Raw genomic sequence first — 19,357 nt, 5'->3', positions numbered from 1 at the left:
GTGCAGATCTCCTAGGCGAGGAAGTTCTTGAGTTCGAACACGAGCTTGCGGATGTGGCCGGACACCACCGGCGTGCCGAGGTCCTTGAACCGCTGGCGGAACCACGGGTTGACGATGTTCTGGCCGGAGCTGGTCACCGAGCCGACGGGGATGAACCGCACCCCGGAGCGCTGCACCGCGACGATGCTGTCGTACAGCGGCTGGGATGCGCCGAACTCGTAGAAGTCCGAGATCCAGACCATCGCGGTGTTGGCCGGCTCGGCGATCTTCGGGCGGGCCATGGCCATCGCGACCGGGCCGTCGTTGCCGCCGCCGAGATTCGTGCGCAGCAGCACCTCGAACGGGTCGTGCACCCACGGCGTCAGGTCGATGGCCCGGGTGTCGTACGCAATGAGGTGCACGTCGACCTTCGGCAGCCCGGCGAAGATCGAGGCGAGGATGGTGCAGTTCACCATCGAGTCGACCATCGAGCCGGACTGGTCCACCACCACGATCAGCCGCGACGGCGTGGTCTTGCTGGCGGTGTGCCGGTAGAACAGCCGGTCGACGTAGAGCTTCTGGTCGTCCGGGCTCCAGTTGGTGAGGTTCTTCCAGATGGTGCGGTCCAGGTCCAGGTTGCGGAACACCCGCTTGGGCGGCACGCTCCGGTCGATCTTGCCGACCGCGGTGCGTTCCACCTGGGTACGCAGCACCGCAGCGACGTCGTCGACGAACCGCCGGATCAGCGACTTGGCGTTGGCCAGCGCGACGCCGGACAGGTTGGACTTGTCGCGCAGCAGCTGCTCGATCAGCGACATGCTCGGGGTGAGCTGCGCCGCGAGCTTCGGGTCGGCCAGCACCTCGCGCAGTTGCATCCGGCTCACCAGGTCACCTTCCAGCTCGCCGAGCGTGCCGCCCATGCCCTGCCCGCTGCCGCCGCCCGCTCCCCCGCCGCCCTGGCGGCGCAGGCTGCCCGGTTCCTCGCCCAGCGCCCGCTCCAGCCAGCCCGCGTCGGACTGCCAGCGCGCCAGCTGCGTTGCCGACACCGAGCCCGACCCGGTATCGAACACATTGAGCAGCAGCTTCGCCGCCAGCGCGGCCCGGCGCACCTCAGCGGCCGTATCGCGGCCCGACTCGTCCGGCACCGCCGCGGCAACCTCGTCGGCGGCGGCTGCGGAACCGCCGGCAACGGCGCTACCGGTGGCCGCCGGGTCGCCCCCGGTTGTCCTCGCCTCGTCGGACGGCGCGGCATCGTCGGCCGGCACGGCATCGTCGGCCGGCGCGGAGCCGAGGTTCTCGGCCGTCATCAGGCCGTCGAACTCGTTGGCCAGGTCGGGGAAGCGCTGCACGATGTTGTCGATCGACACCGACGGGTCGAGCAGCGCGGCGGGCAGGCCGATGTCCTCGGTCACGGCCAGGCTGGCGGCCTCCAGGGCCGTCTGCTCCTCGCGGCTGAACAGCCGCGCGATGAGCCGCCAGTAGATGACCTGGCGGCGGTTGAAGTCCGCGTCGATCGTCATCTGCGCAGCAACCTTCCGGCGCGCTCGCGCAGCACCTTGACCGCGTCGGCGGCGGCTGCCTCCGCCTTGGCTCCGGCGGCGTCACCGGCCCCGCCCGCCCACGCACCCGCGTGCACGGCGACTGTCTTGCGCTTGACCTGCGCCTCGACCCCGAGCGGCTGGATCGTCCAGCGCCCGTCCCAGCGCAGCAGCCCGATGCACGCGGTCGACGCCGCGACCAGCGCGGGGGTGAGCGGCCCGGCGCTGTGCATCCGCTCGACGTCGACGTCGACGGCCAGTCCCGGCAGGGCGAGCGTGACGCCGTCGTCGTGCGCCGCTGCGGTGTACCCCTCCAGGAGCACCGGCTCGGCGAGGCGAACGGGGTGCCGTTCCAGCGGCGGGGCCGGAGCGGCGGCGGCGGTCGCCAACTGCACGCGTGCGGTGGCGAACGGCTCGGCGGGCGTGTCGAGTCTGGCGTGCGCGTCGGACCAGATCAGGTCGCCGCCCGCGGTGACCGGCATGTCGGTCAGGGCCATGGCGCGCTGCTCGGTGACCGCCGCCAGCAGCGCGCTGTGGCCGCGCAGCAGCTGCCACACGCCGGACCCGACCAGCGTGTCCACCTTCGGGGCGGAGACGCTCGCGCGGACCAGCCGCGGTCCGTCCGCGGTCTCCAGCACGGCGTGCACCTGCGCCTGCACCGCGGTCGGGTGCTCGTGCAGGTCGATCCCGAGCGGCAGCAGCCGCCCCGACACCGTGCCCGCTTCGGCGGCGGTGAGCGCGCCCGGCTGGGCCAGTAGCACCGCGCGGGCCCACAGGTCGGCCCAGCGCCGCACCGGCACCCGCGGCATGGTCGCGCCAGGCGCGCAGGCGCGCAGCTCACCGGCGAAACCGTCGAGCAGCGCGCCCAGCCTGCGCAGGCGCGCGTCGGCGAGCAGTGCCTGCACCGCCTGGTCGGCGTGCGACACCAGGTCGTGGTCGATGCCGCGCCAACCCGCGATGGCCAGATCGGACAGCCAGGACCGCGCTGCGGCCAGCAGGTTGTCGGCTCCTGCCGCGGTTGCCGTCACGGTCGCGGGCCACGGCTGTCGGGCCCGCCCGGCGGCGTCGTCGAGCCGGGCCAGCAGGGCGTCGTGGGCCGCACCGAGCAGCGCGGACCTGGCCGCGACCAGGGCTGCCAGGTGCTCGTCGGAGATCGAGCCGGCGACGGTCTTGTCGACCGCCTCGGCCACCCGGCCGGCCAGCGGCGTGCCCGACACGGCGGCGGCGAGTGCGTGCAGCGCGGCGATCTGTTCCGCGCCCGGCCGCAGCAGCCCGGCGACCAGCGTGCCGTCGAACCCGGCGACCACCTCGTACGCCTCGGTCACCCCGTCGACCGGGGCCGTCAGCAGGTCGAATCGCATCAGCGCACCGCCCCGCCGGCCGGGAACCAGTGCAGCTCGGGCAGCGGCTCGGTGGTGGCCGCCAGCTCCAGGTAGGCCAGGTGGCGCAGGAAGCGGCTGAACACCGGAGCGCCCGCCGACGGTTCGTGCCATGCGTTGACCGCCGCCAGCACGGCCGCGCCGGTCGTGGCGTCGGCGGCCACGTCGGCGCGCAGGTAGCGGGCGACCCGATCGACGCCGTACTGCAGCACGGCCTCGTCGGCCAGGGCGCGCAGGTGGTTGCAGCCGCCGGAGCGGATGCCGCCGCAGGGGCGGTTGTTGTTGGTGCTGCAGTGGAACGAGTGGTTCGCGGCGGTCAGCGAGGAGACGTACACCCGCTCGATGTCCGAGCCGCTGGACACCACTCCCTGCAGCCGGCCGTCGGCCAGTTCCACGAACGGCACCTTGGCGAGTTTGCGCGGCCGCGCGGGCGCGACCACGCGCGCGGCGCTGCGCTCCTCCCACGGTTTCTGGGCAGCGTTCAACCTGCCTGCACCTCCTTGAACGGCGGTTCCACCGGCCAAGGTCGGCTTCGGCGGCGCGGTGAAGTTACCGTCGCCGCCCGACATTTTCCATTCGGGCGCCAGTCGTTCGTGGACTACGACAGTTCGAGCACGTCGTAGGGGTCGAGGATGCCGGTGTAGCGGTCCGGGTGGAAGGTCGCCAGAGTCGCGCCGAGGTCCTGGACGACAGCGACGGCGTGGGCCGGGCCGTGCCCGAGCGTGCGTGCCGAGGTGGCCACTGCGGGCACGAGGTCGGTGTGCATCGGCAGCACCTGCACCGGGCTGTCCGCGCGCCCGATCAGGTCGGTGACCAGGTTCTGCTCCTCCTTGCCGAGGTCGGGCCACAGGTCGACCAGGGCGAGGACCGGTATCCCGGCCAGGTCGCCGTCCTCGGCGACGGTCTGCAGCAACTCCCCCACGGACACGCTCTCCAGACGGGCGTAGGCGCGCAGCGCGGAGGCGTCCAGCACGACGGTGATGTTCACGCGGCCTGCTGGCGGCGGTTGGCCCGCTCGCGGCGCACCCGGTGCAGCCGGTCGCGCATGGCCGCCACGCCGTCGTCGGTGATCGCCTGGTCGCCGGCGTATCCGTGCTCGACCAGCATCGCCTTGATCCGGTCGAGGCGGCGGTCCTTCTCGATCAGGCTCGCCAGGTATGCCGAGGTGTTGCCGTTGCCCTTGGCGCGGGCGTATTCGGCCAGGTCCACAGGCAGGCTGATCGAGGTGCGGTCCACCTGTTCTCTGTTCATACGATGACTGTATACCGTAATACTGTTCAACTATCGTCGTTCGCCACGGACGGTGATGACGACGTTGCCGGTCTTGTGGCCGGTGTCGACGTAACGGTGCGCCTCGACGATCTGCTCCAGCGGGTAGGTCCGGTCGATGACGATCCGCAGCCGGTCCTGCTCGATGAGGTCGCGCACGTAGGCCAGCAGCTCGGTCTTGTGCACGGACATGCCGCCGACTACACGGCGGCCACGAGACAGCCCGGTCAGCCAGACCAGCGGGACGTTGTGCAGACCCGTCGTCGGGACGTAGCAGCCCCGGGGCGTGAGGGAGGCTCGACACGCGCGGAAGGAACTGCGCCCGACCGTGTCGAAGACGACGTCGTAGCGCTCGCCGTTCGCGGTGAAGTCCTCCTGCGTGTAGTCGATGACGTGGTCCGCGCCGAGTTCGGCGGCCAGGGCGGTGTTGCGGGTGCCGCATACCCCGGTGACGTGCGCGCCGAGGTGCTTGGCCAGCTGGACCGCGTACGTACCGATGCTGCCGGAGGCGCCGATGACCAGCACCCGCTGGCCCGGCTGCACCCGCGCCTGGTCCCGCAGGAAGAACAGTGCGGTGGTGGCCCCGTCGACCGCGGCGGCGGCCTGCTCGAAGGTCACGTTCGCGGGCATGACGGCCAGCGAGCCCTGCTCCGGCATGCACTTGTAGTCGGCGTACGCGCCAAGCCCGAAGCCGGTGAAGCCGAACACCCGGTCGCCGGGCCGGAACCGGGTCACTTCCGCGCCAACCGCGGCGACCTCGCCGGCCAGTTCCATGCCGAGCCGGCGCATCCGCCGGCGTGGCCGGGTGAACCCGAGGATCACCCGGCCCCAGCGGGGCTCGCCGCGCCGCATCGCGCACTCGGCCGCGGTGACGGTCGTGGCGAAGACCTTGACCAGGACGTCGCGGTGGCCGGGCATGGGTGGATCCACCTCGGCCAGGCGCAGGACGTCGGGGGGTCCGTAGGCGTTGTGCACGATCGCTCGCATGGAGGTCCCCAACCGTGAGACGGCATTGGACGGACGACGTCGGCCGATGTCCGCCACGCTAGGCCCGTCCACGGGACCGCCGCATCGGCGTGAACCCTGAACCCGCCCCCTAATAGGGCGGCGGAGGCGGGGCCCGGCCCCCGGCCGGGCCCCCCCCGGGGCGAACAGGGCCGGGCCCCCCCCCCGCCGGCCCCCCCCCCCCCCCCCCCCCCCCCCCGGGGGGGGGGGGGGGGGCCCCCCCCCCCCCCCCCCCCACGCCTCGTTGCCTACAGGTCAGGCGCCCGGACGCGGCCGGATGGTCTTGACACCCGACTGTTCGAAGTCGTAGATGGTGTCGTTGATCCGCAGTCCGTCGACGGCGCCGACCCAGATGAAGTCGCGGCCCTTGCCCACCGCGGCGGTGTAGATGGTCGCCGGGGCACCGCCGTCCGCGAGCAGCCTGGTCTGCACGGTGGAGAACGAGCACAGGTCGCCCTGTTCGCAGTCGATCGCGGCACCTGCGGGGCCGGTGAGGAACCAGGTGCCGGTCTGCGTGGCGTCGAGGAACGGGCTCCAGCCGTTCAGTGTGGGGGACTCGGCCGGCACCCATACGAGCGTGGAGTACGTGGTGGTCGGGTTCGCGCCAAGGTTCGGGTTGATCTCGAACCGGATGTTCGGCATGTTCACCGTCGTGCCACCGTACGAGACGTTCTCGCCCGTCTGGAACACGTGGAAGCCGACCCGGGTCAGTTCCGACACCGGCTTGCCGAAGAAGTCGACCTCGTTGCCGAAGTCGACCTTCTCGCTGGACGTGCCGAGGGTGGTGGCGTCGTCGGCGACCTCGATGCCGAGGCTGCCCTGGCCGTACGGCGGCCGCACCAGGGTGCCGGTCGCGTTGAACCTGGTGAACGGGCCGTTGCGCAGGTCGGCGACGGGGGAACCGATCGTGTTGCGGGCGATCACACCCCAGTGATCACGCTGGTCCCGGTGGCCGCCGTCGCCGTCGGGTTCGGCGGACGCGGATCCGGGGGCCACCGCGGCGATGATGGCGAGCAGTGGCAGGGCCAGCAGCGCAGTAGCCCAGCGGCGCGCACCGATGCGAGTCTTCATACGCACTCCTTGTGGATGCGGGTTGTCAGAGCCCGGCCACCGTAACTGACGCTGCGTAATTGTTTGGCTACGACATGCAAGGGTGGGTGCCGGGTTCACCCGCATGTGCACATCGCCACCAGGCTTCGCACAGGATCACCGTCCGTTGCGGATACCCATGAGGCCCCCGGCACGGTCGCCGCGCCGAGGGCACCTGCCGCCTGCGTCAGGCCGTCGCGGGCGCATCCCAGTCGATGGCGTAGCGCTGCACCGGCCCGAGCGTCTTCTCCGGGTTCATGGCGACCCGCATGACGGCCCGCATCATGATCGGCATGAGGAGCCTGCCGACCGGGCCGAGCGCCTTGGCCTGGTTCACCCGCGCAGCGCGCTTGGCGATGCCTTCCACCCGGCTGCGGCGCAGGCCTTCGTAGGCGGCGAACGCCGACGGCACATCAGGCAGGTCGCGCAGGCAGCGCGCCAGCTGGATCGCGCTCTCGATGGCCAGTGACGCGCCCTGACCGGAGCTGTTGGACGGCGCGTGGGCGGAGTCGCCGACCAACACCATCCGGCCGCGGTGCCAGTGCCGCAACGGCGGCATGATCTGCAACGATCCCACGATCTGCAACTCGTCCGGGTTGCTGCGCTGCATCAGGTCGTGGCCGGGCAGGTCGTCGGCGTACGCCTGGCGCAGCGTCCGCATCCACTCGGCCTTGGGCACCGCACGGGCCTCGGCCATCGTGTAGGGCCGGTCCTGGGGCAGGTTGACGCCCCAGCCGGTGCCGCCGCCGGGCTGTGGCCAGTAGAGGTAGTAGCCCCGCTTGCCGAACGCGAACGTCATGGTGCCGGCCTCGACCGGCACGTCGACGTCGGCCGCGGCCTCGAAGCCGAGTGTGCCGGTGTGTCTCGGACCGGGCGCGTCCGGGTCGATCAACGTCCGCACCGTGGACCGCACGCCGTCGGCGCCGATCAGGACGTCCGCGGACGCGGTGCTGCCGTCGGCGAACGTCGCGACGATGCCCGACGGGGTCTCCCGGGCGCCCGTCAACCGCTTGCCGTATTCCGTGGTGATCCCCTGCGCGGCGGCCGCGTCGTGCAGCACCCGGTACAGGTCGGCGCGGTGGACCAGCTGCATCGGCGCGACATCTGCCAGGCCGGGCATCTCCAGCCGCTTGCCGCCCACTTCCATGACCGTCTTCGAGATGGGCAGGCCGATGGCGACCACCGCCTGGTCCACCCCGACGATCCGCAGTGCGGCAAGGCCGTTCGCGGCCAGGGCCAGCGTGCCGCCGACGCCGTCGGCGGTGCTCGGATAGGCCTCGTGGACGGTCGCGGCGATGCCCGCTTTACGCAGCGCCATCGCCGTCACCGGACCGGCGATGCCGCCGCCGATGACGATGGCCGTACTGACGTCTGTCATGTGTTCTCCCTCTGTCGATCCGGTGGGGTGCGCCCGAACCGTCCTGGGAGGTGACCCGGCTATCGTTGTGGTTGCCGCCTCGTGCCGGGTTGCCGTTCCAGGTGAGTGGTTCGAGGTCGAGGGCCCTGGCACAGGTGTTGGCGCACCCGTGCCGGGGCCTGATTCTCTTATCGCGGATGCGTTTGCGCGAGGTCGGCCAGTTCAGCCGGGATCTCGCCGGTCTCGTGGAACGCCCGCCACTGCTCCAGGCCCGGATAGCTGCCTGAGGCGAACTCGTGCAGCATCGACTGCGTCCACGCCGCTTCGGTCTCGTGGATGGCCAGGTCGTACTCCGTCTCGATGAGGAACAGCCGCGGCAGGGTCGCGCCGTGCTCCGCCAGCTCCGCGCGCAGCCGGGCGATCTCCTCCGCCAGTCGGCCGAGCCGCTGCCGGAACAGGCTGATCGCCTCGTCCGGCCCCAGCACGGCCAGCACCGACAGGCCCGCCTTGAAGCGGGGATACTCCCGCACCGGGGTGGAGATCAGTTCGCGGGTCCAGTCGACGAGCTCAGCGCGCCCGGCGTCGGTGATGGCGTACACGGTGCGCTCGGGACGCCTGCCCTCGCGGGTGCTCTCCACCGCCGCGATCAGACCGTGCTTGTCGAGGTTTCGCACGACGGTGTAGAGCGAGCCCCACTTGAGCTCCATGTCCTGGTCCTTGCCCCAGCCGCGCAGCGTGGAGGCCATCTCGTAGGGATGCATCGGCCGCTGCGCGACCGCGGACAACACGGCGAGCGCCATCAGATTGCCCACCTTGCGCCGTTTCACCGCTGCCTCCCGTTCTGCCTTTCGAACGAATACTCGTAGACAAGTATACGCGCGCAAGTATTGCGCACAACGGTCGGCCACGACGCGATCGGCAACGGCCGGTGACGGCGGTCACGGGCCGTCACACGCTTCTCGGCTGCCCTGTCTTAGCTGGTTGAGCAGGGCAGACCTTACGAATTGGAGAACAAGATGTCCGACCACAAGCCGACCGTCGTACTCGTGCACGGTGCGTTCGCCGAATCCGCGAGCTGGGCCGGGGTGGTTCAGCGGCTGCAGAACCGCTCGATCGACGTCGTGGCCGTCGCCAACCCGCTGCGCAGCGTGTCGGGCGACGCCGCCTACGTCCGTGACGTCATCGCGGCGATCGACGGACCGGTGGTGCTCGTCGGCCACTCGTACGGCGGCATGGTGATCACCGAGGCGGCATCCCGGAACGACAAGGTCGCCGGCCTGGTCTACGTCTGCGCGTTCGCGCCCGATCAGGGCGAGTCCGCGTTCGAACTGTCGACCAGGTTCCCGGGCAGCACCCTCGGCCAGGCACTGACCGCCTACCCGGTCGCGACCGGCGGCAAGGAGCTCGCCATCCGGCCCGACGCCTTCCACCACCAGTTCGCCGCCGACGTGTCGCCCGCGGGAGCCGCCGTGATGTGCGCGACGCAGCGCCCCGTCACGGAGATCGCCCTCACCACAGGCCTGCCGACGGACGCGCCCGCGTGGTCGTCGATTCCGCCGTGGTTCGTCTTCAGCGACGCCGACCTCTGCATCCCGGTCGCCCTGCAGCACTTCATGGCGAACCGGGCCGGTGCCAAGAGCGTCCGGGAGGTGCCCGGGGCGTCCCACGCGATCGGCGTCTCGCAGCCCGACGCCGTGACGGCGTCGATCCTCGAGGCCGTGGACGCGGCGTAACCCGATCCGGGGGTGAGGTCCCTCCCCGAGGCCTCACCCCCACCCGGCGACAGCAGGAAGAAGGGCGGTGGCACGGTGAAAGCCAGTCGGCTGGAGGCGTTCAGTGATGGGGTGCTCGCCATCATCATCACGATCATGGTGCTGGAACTGAAGGTGCCGGAGGGCCACGATCTGGCCGATTTCCTCCACACGAGCGGCACCGGGCTGCTGACGTATCTGCTCAGCTTCGTCTACGTGGGCATCTACTGGAACAGCCACCACCACATGTTCCACCTGGTGCAGCGGGTCAGCGGCAGTGTGCAGTGGGCCAACCTGGCGCTGCTGTTCTGCCTGTCGCTGTTCCCGTTCACGACGGCGTGGGTGGACGAGTCGGGGTTCGCGCAGACCTCGGTCGTCGTCTATGGACTGAACCTGCTCGCCTCGGCGCTGGCCTACGTCGTGCTCCAGACGGTGATCATCCGGCAGCAGGGACCGGACTCGCCACTGCGCCGGGCCGTCGGCCGTGACCGCAAGGGCAAGATCTCCCTGGCACTCGACGCCGTCGGCATCCTCAGCGCCATGACGGTCGGCGGGCAGGTCGGCGTGCGGATCGCCCTGGCATGCTTCGTCGCCGTGGTGATCATGTGGGTGGTCCCCGACCCCCGCATCGACCGGATGTTCCGCGAGCACGAGGCTCAGGAAGCGACCTGACCGGGCCCACGCGTCCGACACCCATCCACTACGTTTGCCGCCATGGGATTGCTGGCAAGGTTGTTCGGATCGCCCCGGGACAGGTTCGCGGCCGAGGCGCTCAGGATCACCCGGCAGGCCCCGGGGGTCCGCCGGGTTCGCTACGACGCCGACAAGTTCGCGATTGCGGCCTGGCGTGAGGGTGCCACCGCCCCAGTCTGGATCTACCTGGCGAACGTCTTCACCGAATGCGAGGGCTCCGGGGCGTCCGCCCGGCACGCCCGGATCACACAGCTCGTGCGCATCATCATGACCCCGCACGAGGACGAGACCTGGGAACAGGTGCGCCCCCGGCTGCGGCCGGTGCTGCGCGCAGAGACCTTCGGGCAGGGCGGCCCGCTGGGCATGGTGCCGCCGCTGTCCCGGGCCGCCGTGCCGCACCTGCGCGAACTGGTCGTCGTCGACCGCCCCGAGTCCATGGCGTACGTGACCCCGCCCCGGCTCGACGATTGGCAGGTCAGCGCCGACGAGGTCTTCGCCGCCGCCCGGGAGAACCTCCAGCGCATCGCGGAGCGCTCGCTGAGCCGCGAGTGGCCCGACGAGGGCGCGCTGATCCGTATGATCGACACCGGCGACGGCTACTTCACCTCGCTGCTGCTCGCTCCCGGCTGGCTCGCCGGAATCGGTGACGCGATGAAGGCCCAGATCGTCGCGTTCGTGCCCGACGTCAACACGGTCCTGCTGTGCCCGGTCGGCGAGGGCGGCATGCCCGGCCTGTTCTCCCTCATCGAGAGCGAGTTCAACGAAGCGACCCGCGGGGTGTCGCCGGTCGGTTACGTCGCCGACGAGCGCGGCCGGGTCACGGCGTACGCACCGCCGCCCGACCACCCCGACCACGTGCCGGCCCGGCGGGCCCAGGTGGTGCTCGCCCACACCGAGTACGGCGCGCAGACCCGCTGGCTGTCGGCCCAATACGCCGAGCACGACATCGACGTGTTCGTGGCGGCGCTCATCGCCGCGGCCCGTCCCGACGAGCCCGCGATCACCGTCACCACCTGGACCGACGGCATCGTCTCGCTGCTGCCGGAGGCAGACTTCGTATCCTTCGTCCGCGACGGCGAGATCTGGGGCCGGGTGCCGTGGCGCGAAGTCGCCCGGCTCGTCGAACTGACGCCCGAGCCGCTGCTCGCACCGACCCGCTACCAGGTCGGCGACTGGCCCGCGCCGGAGGTCATGAAGCAGTTGCGCGCCCACGCCGTCGACTGAAACCGGCGCCTCGGCCGTTCTCACCGCCTGGCGGGAACGAACGGGCCTCGTCGGTGTGTGGCCGCACAGCCTGCCCGCATCCCGCCGACGGTCACGAGTCGAGGACCGCGGGCAGCGCGGCGACCAGCCGTTCGAGCCACGGCGCCGCGGCCTGCTGCTTCGTTTTGCCGCCGGGCCGGTCGATGCGCCAGGACCGGACCCGGTCGGGGTGGAACGCGTCCGGATCGGACACCCGCCGCAGCAGCCTGCGGCGCAGGAGGTCGGGCAGCCGCATGCCGTCGCGTTCGGCGAGCAGCATCGCGTCGTAGAGGTCCTTGCCCGCCGACGAGCCCGTGCTCGCCTGGTCGGCGTGCAGCCACTGCAGTTTCCAGGCCAGCGACAATTCCGGGCTGGCGGTCCACACCGTGGTCGGCGGGCCGCCGTCGGCGCGGGGTATCGCGGTGACCACGGGCGCCTCCGGCAGCCGCTCGTCGTAGGAGAAGTCCAGTTGCAGCGTCCCGTGCACGGTGTCGTCGACCCGCCAGGGCAGCAGCAGACGCGTCCCGCCCGCACCGTACTCGTCGTCGTACGCATACGCCCAGGCGTGGTCGAGGACCGCCGCTTCGGGGTCGAACAGCACACCGGCCGCGGCCCGTGGCTGCTCCTCCACGAGCGCGAGCACGTCCTCGTGCGGACGGTCGAGGTCCATCCGGCCGACGGGCAGCATCCAGCGCAGTCCCTCGGGCGGTAGCAGGGCGCGTATCCCGCCGGTGTCGAAGTCCTCGGGGTCCCACATCTCGTCACCGGTCGCGCCGTGGGCCGCCTCCGGCCAGGTGCGCACCTTGTCGAGCTTGTTCAGGTAGGGATATGGATGGGCCAGGTCGATCGGCACCCAGGCCAGCGGCCGCACCACCCAGTCCAGATCGCCGGGGTCGCGTGCCTGTTCCCCCGCCCAGGCCAGCATGGCCATGCTGCCGCGCAGCACCAGACTCTCCCCGCACGGCGCGGCGGCGACAAGGGCGAGCACGTGGTCGAGCGCCGCCCGGCGGGCCGCCCGCAGCCGGGCACGGCCGGACGACGTCTGCTCGAACTCTGCCGCGACCTCGCCCATGCCGACCGTCCCGCCGGGGCGCCACCCGTCGTGGCGCGCACCGGCGAGAGGGTAGGCGCACCGTCTGACAGTGGTCAACGGTCGAAGCGATACCGGGTCTGGCTGAACTGTGCGCCCTTGCCGAAGGCGAACACCTTCACCGGCTCGACCTCGAACACCAGCGCGTCGCCGCCGGAGTGGTGGAACATGCCGTCGCCGACGGTGAACCGCCAGTCCTCGCCGTATTTGGCGGCCCAGTCCCCGGCGAGGCGGGCCAGCACGCCGTCGTCGGTGACGCGCACCGCGTCGCCCTCCACCACCAGGTCGAGCCCGTCGTCGAGGTCGCTCGTGCCGGTGGTCAGGGTGCAGTGGGGGTTGTCCGAGAGGTTGCGGGCCTTGCGTTCGCCGCTTTCCGTGCTCACACCGCATTCCCCGCTCGCATCGGACCAAACGCCGCGAAGCGGTCCGATGCGAGCGGAACGAGGCTCAGGTGAAGATGCTGACGCCTCCGGGGCCCACCAGCAGGCCGACGACGATCAGCACGATTCCCCAGAGGATCTCCCTGCGAATCAGGGCGAAGATACCCGCGACCACCAGCACGACCGCGAGAATCCACAGCAGCGTGGCCATCTTTTGCTCCTCCGTGTGACCTGTCGGCCCCGGTCGGGCCCGACTCCGGTTGGCGAACCAGGTCGATCAGCGACGGCCGACCGAGCCCGCACGACATTCCGGGTACCCAAGGTTTAAACATGTCAAACCGACCAGCCTGCCGGACGCTCAACCGCGCTCCGCGCAAAGTGAAAGGAAGGGCACCTTCACATCGATTTGCGATGTAGAAGGTGCCCTTCCCAACAGTTGACCGTCTCAGCCGACCTCGACGGGGTCGAGGCGCAGGCGCTCGATCAGGTTCGCGCGGTGCATGTTGGCGATCGGGGCGACCAGGTCCGGGTGGCGCAGCAGAGCGGCGGCGCGGCTGTCGTCGGCGTCGGGTTCGGTGAGGCGGCCGAAGTCCCGCGGACCGGCCTCGGCGTGCTCGCAGTCGGCGGTCGCGGCGACCGCGTCGGCGGCCAGGCGCGGGTCCGACAGCAGGCACGCCGCCCAGCTGGCGACGACCTCGTCGACCCAGCCCCGCCAGATGCGGTCGTTCGCGTCGTCTTCGAGGTGCTCGTCCCTGCGCATGACCCGGTCCAGCCCGCCCGAGCCGCCGGTGCCGACCATCGCCAGCAGCCCGGCGTCCAGCGACGTCGGATAGCGCAGCCAGGCGGCCACCGTGGCGGCCTGGCGCGCCTGGGCGAGCAGGCGGGCCGCCTGGGCCGGGCCGCTGTCGGAGGGGTACGCCCGGGTCAGCCAATGGGTGGTGGCGGCGATGACGGGGGCCAGGCCTGCGGTCACGACTACCTCATTCGGGGTGCACGAGGCCGCGCCGGTGCGGCCTGCCCCGCTGGGGCCAGCGAGGATCAGCAATGTTAGCCAGGATGGGGGCGGGGAGGCTTCCATGATCTTGATTGCGTACGCTCAGCCGGCCGGAAGGATGTGACATGTCCGATACGACGGGGTACAACTCCGGGGTGCACCGGGACGCCGCCGCCGACCTGCTGGCCATCGCTGTGGAGCTGGAGCGCGCCGGGGAGGCCGGTTACCGCATCCGGGCCTTCCGCCGGGCGGCGCAGACCGTCGCCGACACCGACCCGGCCGAGCTGGCCGACCGGGCCGCCCAGGGCACCTTGGCCAAGCTGCCCGGCCTGGGCGAGGTGACCGCCCGCTGCGTCGCCGAGTCGCTTGCCGGGGAGGAACCCGTCTATCTCCGCCGCCTGCTGGCCACCGCGGACCGGCCCCTCGATGAGGCCGTCGAGGCGCTGCACAGCGCGCTGCGCGGCGACTGCCACAGCCACTCCGACTGGTCCGACGGCGCGGAGCCCATCGCCGCGATGGCCGACGCCGCCCGCGCGCTGGGCCGGGAGTACCTGGTGCTCACCGACCACTCCCCCCGCCTGACCATCGCCCGCGGCCTGACCGTGCAGCGGCTGGAGCAGCAGCTGGCCGAGGTCGAACGCCTGAACGCCGGGTACGGCGACGGATTCCGCCTGCTGTCCGGCATCGAGGTCGACATCCTCGACGACGGCTCGCTGGACCAGACCGACGAGCTGCTCGGCCGTCTCGACGTCGTGGTGGCCAGCGTGCACAGCAAGCTGCGCGCCCCGACGGAGGTGATGACTCCGCGGATGCTCGCGGCCGTCGCCGACCCGCACACCGACATCCTGGGCCACTGCACCGGCCGCGTGCTCCGGCGCGCGGGCGGCGGCACCGCCACCGAAACCCGGCCGGAGAGCACGTTCGACGCCGAGGCCGTGTTCGCCGCGTGCGCGGACCGCGGTGTCGCCGTGGAGATCAACTCACGGCCGGACCGGCTCGACCCGCCCAAGCGGCTGCTACGCCTGGCCGTCGAGGCGGGCTGCCTGTTCGCCATCGACTCCGACGCCCACTACAGCGTCCAGCTGGACTGGCTGCGCTTCGGCTGCGAACGCGCCGCACGGTGCGGCGTGCCGGTGGACCGGGTGGTCAACACGTGGCCGCTGGACCGGCTGCTGGCCTGGACCCGCCGTGAGCGCTCCTGACCGTCAGCGGGTGCCCTCCCGGTGCTCCAGGCCGACGGCGTCGCGCAGCTCCACCATGTCCTGCACCAGCTGCTCCTTGTCCTCGCTCTGGGCCTCCATCAGGTCGGCCAGCCCGTCGGCGATCGCGTTCAGCTTGTGCTGCACCGCCTCGTTCGCCCGGGTCTGGCTGTTCTGCAGCAGGGCCACCATGAGGAACGTGACGATGGTCGTGGCCGTATTGATGATCAGCTGCCAGGTGTCGACCTTGCCGATGAACACGATCGACGGCGCCCAGACCAGGATCAGCAGCACGCACAGTGCGAAGAACCATGCCTTCGACGCGAAGTTGCTGGCCGCCTCAGCGAAGTGATCGAACATCGACATGTCCTTGCCGGACACCGATGACGGCATGTCCCCCTTGCGCCCGGTCATGGCCTGTCCTCCCATCGTCGCGACACAACCGGGTATTGCCCGCCCGCGGCGCTTTCCATGCCTGTACCACCGCCCCGTTCCGGAACACGCCGAAAGTCCGGATCGAGGGCAGGGAACCGCCAGCCGCCCGCCGAGGTCAGTACCGGTGGTCCACCCGCAAGATCCGCACATCGGAGGTACCGGCGCACGATGCCCGACGAGCTGGAGTTGCTGCCCGCGTTGGAGGAACACGCCTACCGCGTCCTGGTGAAACTGGACCGGGCCCGGCCCGGCGACCTCGCCGCGCTCACCACGCTGTCGTTCGCCGAGGCGACCCGGGTGCTGTACGCGCTGCAGGCCCGCGGCCTGGCCGCCGCGCAGCCCGGCGAGGACGGTGTGTTCCGCCCACTGCCGCCCGACGTCGCCCTCGGCAACCAGCTGCTGCGCCGCCACGAGGCCCTGGAACAGGCCAGGCAGCTGGTCGCCGAGCTGAACGACGAATACCGGGCCGGTGTGCGCCGGTCGGAGGCCGACCACCTGGTGGAGGTGATCATCGGCGGCGGCGCGCTGCGTGACCGGTTGCAGCAGCTGCAGGACGGCGCCCGCGAGGAGATGCTCTGGTTCTGCCGGTCCAACCCCGTGGCGCTGCCCAGCGGGGAGAACACCGCCGAGCTGGACGCGCTGCGCCGGGGCGTGCGCTATCAGGTGATCTACGACCGGGAGTTCCTGCAGTCCCCGGGCGTGCTGGACAACGCCCTGGCTGGCATGCGGCTCGGGCAGCAGGGCCGGATCCTGCCCAGCCTGCCGATCCGGATCGCGATCGCCGACCGCACCACCGCGATCTGCCCGCTGGTCCGTGAGACGGGCGGCGGCGAGACCACTGCCGCCGTGATCGGCCCGAGCGAGCTGCTCAACGCCCTCATCGCGCTGTTCGACGCCTACTGGGCGATGGCCGCCCCGATCCACGGCCCCGGCGAAGCCGACGCCACGGGCGCCGACGCCCCCGACGACTCCGAGCTGTACGTGCTGTCCCTGATGATCGGCGGCCTGCCCGACAAGGCCATCGCCTCCCAGCTCGGCGTCAGCCGCCGCACCGTCCAACGTCGACTCGACCGGCTGATGACTCTGGCCCGCGTCGACACCCGGCCCGGCCTCGCCTACCACGCCGCCCGCCACGGCTGGCTGTGAAGCAGGCCGATCCGGTCGGCCCGATCCGTCGCGGCGGCGGCCGGGTCTGGCCACTGGCTAGGATCGGGCCATGCCGTTGACCGCGCAGGACGTCGACCGGTTCGAGGCCTCCAGGCACCGCCTGGAGGCCGTGGCCTACCGCATGCTCGGCTCCGCCGCGGAGGCTGAGGACGCCGTGCAGGAGACGTTCCTGCGCTGGCAGGCCGTCGACGTCGACCGCATCGAGGTGCCCGAGGCCTGGCTGACGAAGGTCCTCACCAACCTGTGCCTCAACCAGCTCACCTCCGCGCGGGCGCGCCGCGAGACCTACGTGGGCGAATGGCTTCCCGAACCGCTGCTCGCCGGGGACCCGATGCTCGGCCCCGCCGACACGGTCGAGCAGCGCGAATCGGTGTCGTACGCGGTCCTCACCCTCATGGAGCGCCTCTCCCCCAACGAGCGGGCGGTCTACGTGCTGCGGGAGGCATTCGACTACCCGCACCGGGACATCGCCGAGATCCTCGACATCACCGAGACCGCCAGCCAGCAGATCTTCCACCGCGCCAAGAAACACGTCGCGGACGGCAAGGCCCGCGCCGAGATCGACGAGGCCGCCGCACGGCGCATCGTCGAGGAGTTCCTGGCTGCCGCGACCAGCGGCCGGACCGAGCCGCTCGTACGCCTGCTCACCGCCGACGCCATCGCGATCGGCGACGGCGGCGGCAAGGTCCCGGCCCGCGTCAAGGCGTTCGAGGGCGCCGTCGCGGTCGCGAAGTTCCTGTGGGGCCTGTTCAAACCTGCCGAGGCCAAGCGCGCCATCGTCGGCGGTTCACCGGAGGTCTACGCCTCGACCGCCAACGGCGACCCCGCCGCGGTGGCGGTCCTGGACGGCCGGGTCGTCGGCATCATGTGCCTGGAGGTCACCGCCGACGGCATCGCCGCGTTCCGCAACCAGGTCAACCCGGACAAGCTCGCCCGCGCGACCGCGCACTGGGCGACGGTCGACCACGGGAAACCCCTGTTCAACGCCTTCTGACCATGCTGTGAGGTGCTTCACAGCGGTACCTGTCAGGAAACGGCGGGCTGCCCGGTTCAAGAGGCGAACCCGCGAACGACAGGAGTAGGGACATGCAGCACCGCATCATCGTCCTCGGCGCCGGATACACCGGCGCCATCGCCGCCGGGCGCCTCGCCAAGCGGCTGCACCGCGAGGACGTCGCCATCACCCTGGTCAACGCCGAACCCGACTTCGTCGAACGCGTCCGCATGCACCAGCTGGCGGCGGGCCAGGACCTCAAGCCCCGGCCGTTGCACGAGATGTTCGCCGGCACCGGCGTCGAGCTGAGGCTCGCGCGGGTCACCGGTATCGACGTCGACCACAGGACCGTCGCCGTCGTCGACGCGCACGGCGCGGCAGAACTCGCCTACGACACGCTCGTCTACGCCCTCGGCAGCGGCTGGAACGCCCAGGGCGTCCCCGGGACCGCCGAGCACGCCCACGAGCTCGCGAGCCGCCCCGGAGCACAACGGCTGCGCGAGCGCCTGGCCCACCTCGACGCCGGGCAGCCCGTGGTCGTCGTCGGCGGCGGCCTCACCGGCCTGGAGGCCGCGACCGAGATCGCCGAGGCCCGGCCGGACCTCGACGTGGCGCTGGCCGCGCGCGGCGACCTCGGCGACTGGCTCTCCCCCAAGGGCCGCGAGCACCTGCGCAACGTCTTCGGCAAGCTCGGGATCACCGCGTACGAGCACGCCGCCGTCACCGCCGTCGAAGCCGACCGGGTCGCCACCGCCGACGGCCGGGCCATCCCGGCCGCGGTCACCGTGTGGACCACCGGCTTCGCGGTACACCCGATCGCGCAGGCGACCACCCTGGAGGTCACCGGCACCGGCCGGATCGTGGTCGACGGGACCATGCGCTCGGTCTCGCACCCGGACGTGTACGCCGTCGGCGACGCGGCCATGGCGCTGGGCGCCGGAGACAAGCCGCTGCGGATGTCGTGCGCCTCGGGAACCCCGATGGCATGGCAGGCCGCCGACGTGATCGCGGCGCGCCTGACCGGCGGGAAGCTGCCGAACGCACACCTGCGCTACTTCAACCAGTGCATCTCGCTGGGCCGCAAGGAAGGCCTGATCCAGTACGTCACCGCCGACGACCGCGCCAAGCCGGCGGTCCTGACCGGACGGCTCGCCGCCGTCTACAAGGAGCTGATCTGCAAGGGCGCCGCCTGGGGCGTGGCCAACCCGATGCTCGGCCTGCCGACCCGGCGCCACCGCGTCACGCGGGAGCGGGCCGCGACCGGCCCGACCGTCGAGGCCGCGGCGTAGCACCCGAAACGAAGCGGGCGCCGTCCACGCGGCGGCGCCCGCCCACCACTGGCCCTCGATCATTCACGCTGTTCGGGGCCGATCACCCCCGACTCCCGGCCTGGCGGAGCATCGCGTCCATCTCGGGGTCGGGCAGGATCTCCCGGACCTCTTGCGCGCAGCGGCAAGCGGCGGCAATCTTCGCAGCCCACGCCTGCGCCTCCTCGCGTGAGGCCACGTCGACGACCACGAACCCGCCGATGACCTCCTTGGTCTCCGGGTAAGGGCCGTCGGTGACCATCCCGTCCGCGGCCACGACGCTCGCCTGCTGCCTTTCCAGTCCGGCGCCGAACACCCACACGCCGGCGTTCACGGCCTCCTGCACCACCGCGTGCGCGGCCTTGCCCACGTCGGGCATGTCCTCGCCGGGGATGTGGTCCATCGCGCCGTCATTGAACGAGATCAAGTACCGCGTCATCCCATCACTCCCTTGTCCCGGCGGCCTCCTCCGGCCACCACTCACCTGTA

Annotated in this window: 22 protein-coding genes; 7 read left to right on the top strand and 15 right to left on the bottom strand. The window is 71.5% G+C overall.

The window, feature by feature from the left end; translation table 11 throughout:
- Positions 1–11: 11 nt before the first annotated feature.
- The 9 genes from FLL47_RS38410 to FLL47_RS38370 all read right to left on the bottom strand — a co-directional run bounded on the left by FLL47_RS38410 (position 12) and on the right by FLL47_RS38370 (position 8,443).
- Complete coding sequence (locus FLL47_RS38410; protein ID WP_144127592.1) at positions 12–1,499, bottom strand: VWA domain-containing protein; 1,488 nt, start codon at positions 1,497–1,499, stop codon at positions 12–14.
- Entirely contained in the window at positions 1,496–2,878 is a 1,383-nt protein-coding gene (locus FLL47_RS38405; protein WP_222106390.1) for a hypothetical protein, read from the bottom strand. The genes FLL47_RS38410 and FLL47_RS38405 overlap by 4 nt, the downstream gene beginning before the upstream one ends.
- Positions 2,878–3,381 (bottom strand): hypothetical protein, encoded by a 504-nt coding sequence (locus FLL47_RS38400; RefSeq protein ID WP_144127591.1) that lies wholly within the window; start codon positions 3,379–3,381, stop codon positions 2,878–2,880. The genes FLL47_RS38405 and FLL47_RS38400 overlap by 1 nt, the downstream gene beginning before the upstream one ends.
- A 113-nt stretch (positions 3,382–3,494) precedes the next feature.
- Positions 3,495–3,884: a hypothetical protein gene (locus FLL47_RS38395; RefSeq protein WP_144127590.1), complete on the bottom strand. Its 390-nt coding sequence runs from the start codon at positions 3,882–3,884 to the stop codon at positions 3,495–3,497.
- Positions 3,881–4,147 carry a CopG family transcriptional regulator gene (locus FLL47_RS38390; RefSeq protein ID WP_144127589.1) on the bottom strand — a complete coding sequence of 89 codons (267 nt, stop codon included), beginning with the start codon at positions 4,145–4,147 and terminating at the stop codon, positions 3,881–3,883. Before FLL47_RS38390 ends, FLL47_RS38395 begins: the two co-directional genes overlap by 4 nt.
- A 30-nt stretch (positions 4,148–4,177) precedes the next feature.
- Complete coding sequence (locus tag FLL47_RS38385; RefSeq protein WP_144127588.1) at positions 4,178–5,152, bottom strand: NAD(P)-dependent alcohol dehydrogenase; 975 nt, start codon at positions 5,150–5,152, stop codon at positions 4,178–4,180.
- A 273-nt stretch (positions 5,153–5,425) separates the two neighbouring features.
- Positions 5,426–6,241, bottom strand: coding sequence for a hypothetical protein (locus FLL47_RS38380; protein ID WP_222106389.1), 816 nt, complete (start codon positions 6,239–6,241; stop codon positions 5,426–5,428).
- Positions 6,242–6,446: 205 nt separating this feature from the next.
- On the bottom strand, positions 6,447–7,637 hold the full coding sequence (locus FLL47_RS38375) for an FAD-dependent oxidoreductase (protein WP_144127587.1): 1,191 nt from the start codon (positions 7,635–7,637) through the stop codon (positions 6,447–6,449).
- 167 nt (positions 7,638–7,804) lie between these two features.
- Positions 7,805–8,443, bottom strand: a complete 639-nt coding sequence (locus tag FLL47_RS38370; protein WP_246159223.1) for a PadR family transcriptional regulator — start codon at positions 8,441–8,443, stop codon at positions 7,805–7,807.
- A gap of 189 nt (positions 8,444–8,632) precedes the next feature.
- Between FLL47_RS38370 and FLL47_RS38365 the strand changes: the two genes are divergently transcribed.
- The 3 genes from FLL47_RS38365 to FLL47_RS38355 all read left to right on the top strand — a co-directional run bounded on the left by FLL47_RS38365 (position 8,633) and on the right by FLL47_RS38355 (position 11,284).
- Positions 8,633–9,349, top strand: a complete 717-nt coding sequence (locus FLL47_RS38365) for an alpha/beta fold hydrolase (RefSeq protein ID WP_144127586.1) — start codon at positions 8,633–8,635, stop codon at positions 9,347–9,349.
- A gap of 75 nt (positions 9,350–9,424) precedes the next feature.
- Complete coding sequence (locus FLL47_RS38360) at positions 9,425–10,039, top strand: TMEM175 family protein (protein WP_144127585.1); 615 nt, start codon at positions 9,425–9,427, stop codon at positions 10,037–10,039.
- Positions 10,040–10,081: 42 nt separating this feature from the next.
- Positions 10,082–11,284, top strand: a complete 1,203-nt coding sequence (locus FLL47_RS38355; protein WP_144127584.1) for a hypothetical protein — start codon at positions 10,082–10,084, stop codon at positions 11,282–11,284.
- Between the two features lie 91 nt (positions 11,285–11,375).
- Here the strand turns inward: FLL47_RS38355 and FLL47_RS38350 are convergent, their stop codons facing one another.
- The 4 genes from FLL47_RS38350 to FLL47_RS38340 form a co-directional block, all read right to left on the bottom strand.
- Entirely contained in the window at positions 11,376–12,374 is a 999-nt protein-coding gene (locus FLL47_RS38350; RefSeq protein ID WP_144127583.1) for a nucleotidyl transferase AbiEii/AbiGii toxin family protein, read from the bottom strand.
- 74 nt (positions 12,375–12,448) lie between these two features.
- Positions 12,449–12,775: a pyridoxamine 5'-phosphate oxidase family protein gene (locus FLL47_RS38345; protein ID WP_144127582.1), complete on the bottom strand. Its 327-nt coding sequence runs from the start codon at positions 12,773–12,775 to the stop codon at positions 12,449–12,451.
- Between the two features lie 64 nt (positions 12,776–12,839).
- A complete protein-coding gene (locus tag FLL47_RS43390) occupies positions 12,840–12,983 on the bottom strand; it encodes a GPGG-motif small membrane protein (RefSeq protein ID WP_170213354.1) in 144 nt (47 codons plus the stop codon).
- A gap of 234 nt (positions 12,984–13,217) precedes the next feature.
- Positions 13,218–13,745: a hypothetical protein gene (locus FLL47_RS38340; protein WP_144127581.1), complete on the bottom strand. Its 528-nt coding sequence runs from the start codon at positions 13,743–13,745 to the stop codon at positions 13,218–13,220.
- Between the two features lie 146 nt (positions 13,746–13,891).
- Here FLL47_RS38340 and FLL47_RS38335 point away from each other — a divergent pair, with 146 nt between their 5' ends.
- The gene (locus FLL47_RS38335) at positions 13,892–14,968 is read left to right on the top strand and encodes a PHP domain-containing protein (RefSeq protein WP_144127580.1); all 1,077 of its coding nucleotides are present in this window, start codon (positions 13,892–13,894) and stop codon (positions 14,966–14,968) included.
- 3 nt (positions 14,969–14,971) lie between these two features.
- On the opposite strand, the gene FLL47_RS38330 is transcribed toward FLL47_RS38335, so the two are convergent.
- On the bottom strand, positions 14,972–15,379 hold the full coding sequence (locus FLL47_RS38330) for a low affinity iron permease family protein (protein ID WP_246159221.1): 408 nt from the start codon (positions 15,377–15,379) through the stop codon (positions 14,972–14,974).
- Positions 15,380–15,568: 189 nt separating this feature from the next.
- Between FLL47_RS38330 and FLL47_RS38325 the strand changes: the two genes are divergently transcribed.
- The 3 genes from FLL47_RS38325 (at position 15,569) to FLL47_RS38315 (ending at position 18,850) form a co-directional block, all read left to right on the top strand.
- A complete protein-coding gene (locus tag FLL47_RS38325; RefSeq protein ID WP_144127579.1) occupies positions 15,569–16,546 on the top strand; it encodes an HTH domain-containing protein in 978 nt (325 codons plus the stop codon).
- Between the two features lie 70 nt (positions 16,547–16,616).
- Entirely contained in the window at positions 16,617–17,561 is a 945-nt protein-coding gene (sigJ, locus tag FLL47_RS38320) for an RNA polymerase sigma factor SigJ (RefSeq protein WP_144127578.1), read from the top strand.
- 92 nt (positions 17,562–17,653) lie between these two features.
- A complete protein-coding gene (locus FLL47_RS38315; RefSeq protein WP_144127577.1) occupies positions 17,654–18,850 on the top strand; it encodes an NAD(P)/FAD-dependent oxidoreductase in 1,197 nt (398 codons plus the stop codon).
- Positions 18,851–18,932: 82 nt separating this feature from the next.
- Here FLL47_RS38315 and FLL47_RS38310 read toward each other — a convergent pair whose 3' ends face one another.
- Positions 18,933–19,307, bottom strand: coding sequence for a YciI family protein (locus tag FLL47_RS38310; RefSeq protein WP_144127576.1), 375 nt, complete (start codon positions 19,305–19,307; stop codon positions 18,933–18,935).
- Positions 19,308–19,357: the final 50 nt, after the last annotated feature.

Origin of the sequence: Catellatospora sichuanensis, assembly GCF_007483665.1 — a bacterium.
Classification (GTDB): Bacteria; Actinomycetota; Actinomycetes; order Mycobacteriales; family Micromonosporaceae; genus Catellatospora; species Catellatospora sichuanensis.
Note: the sequence above shows the minus strand (reverse complement) of the source record. Positions and strands in the feature narration are given on the sequence as shown.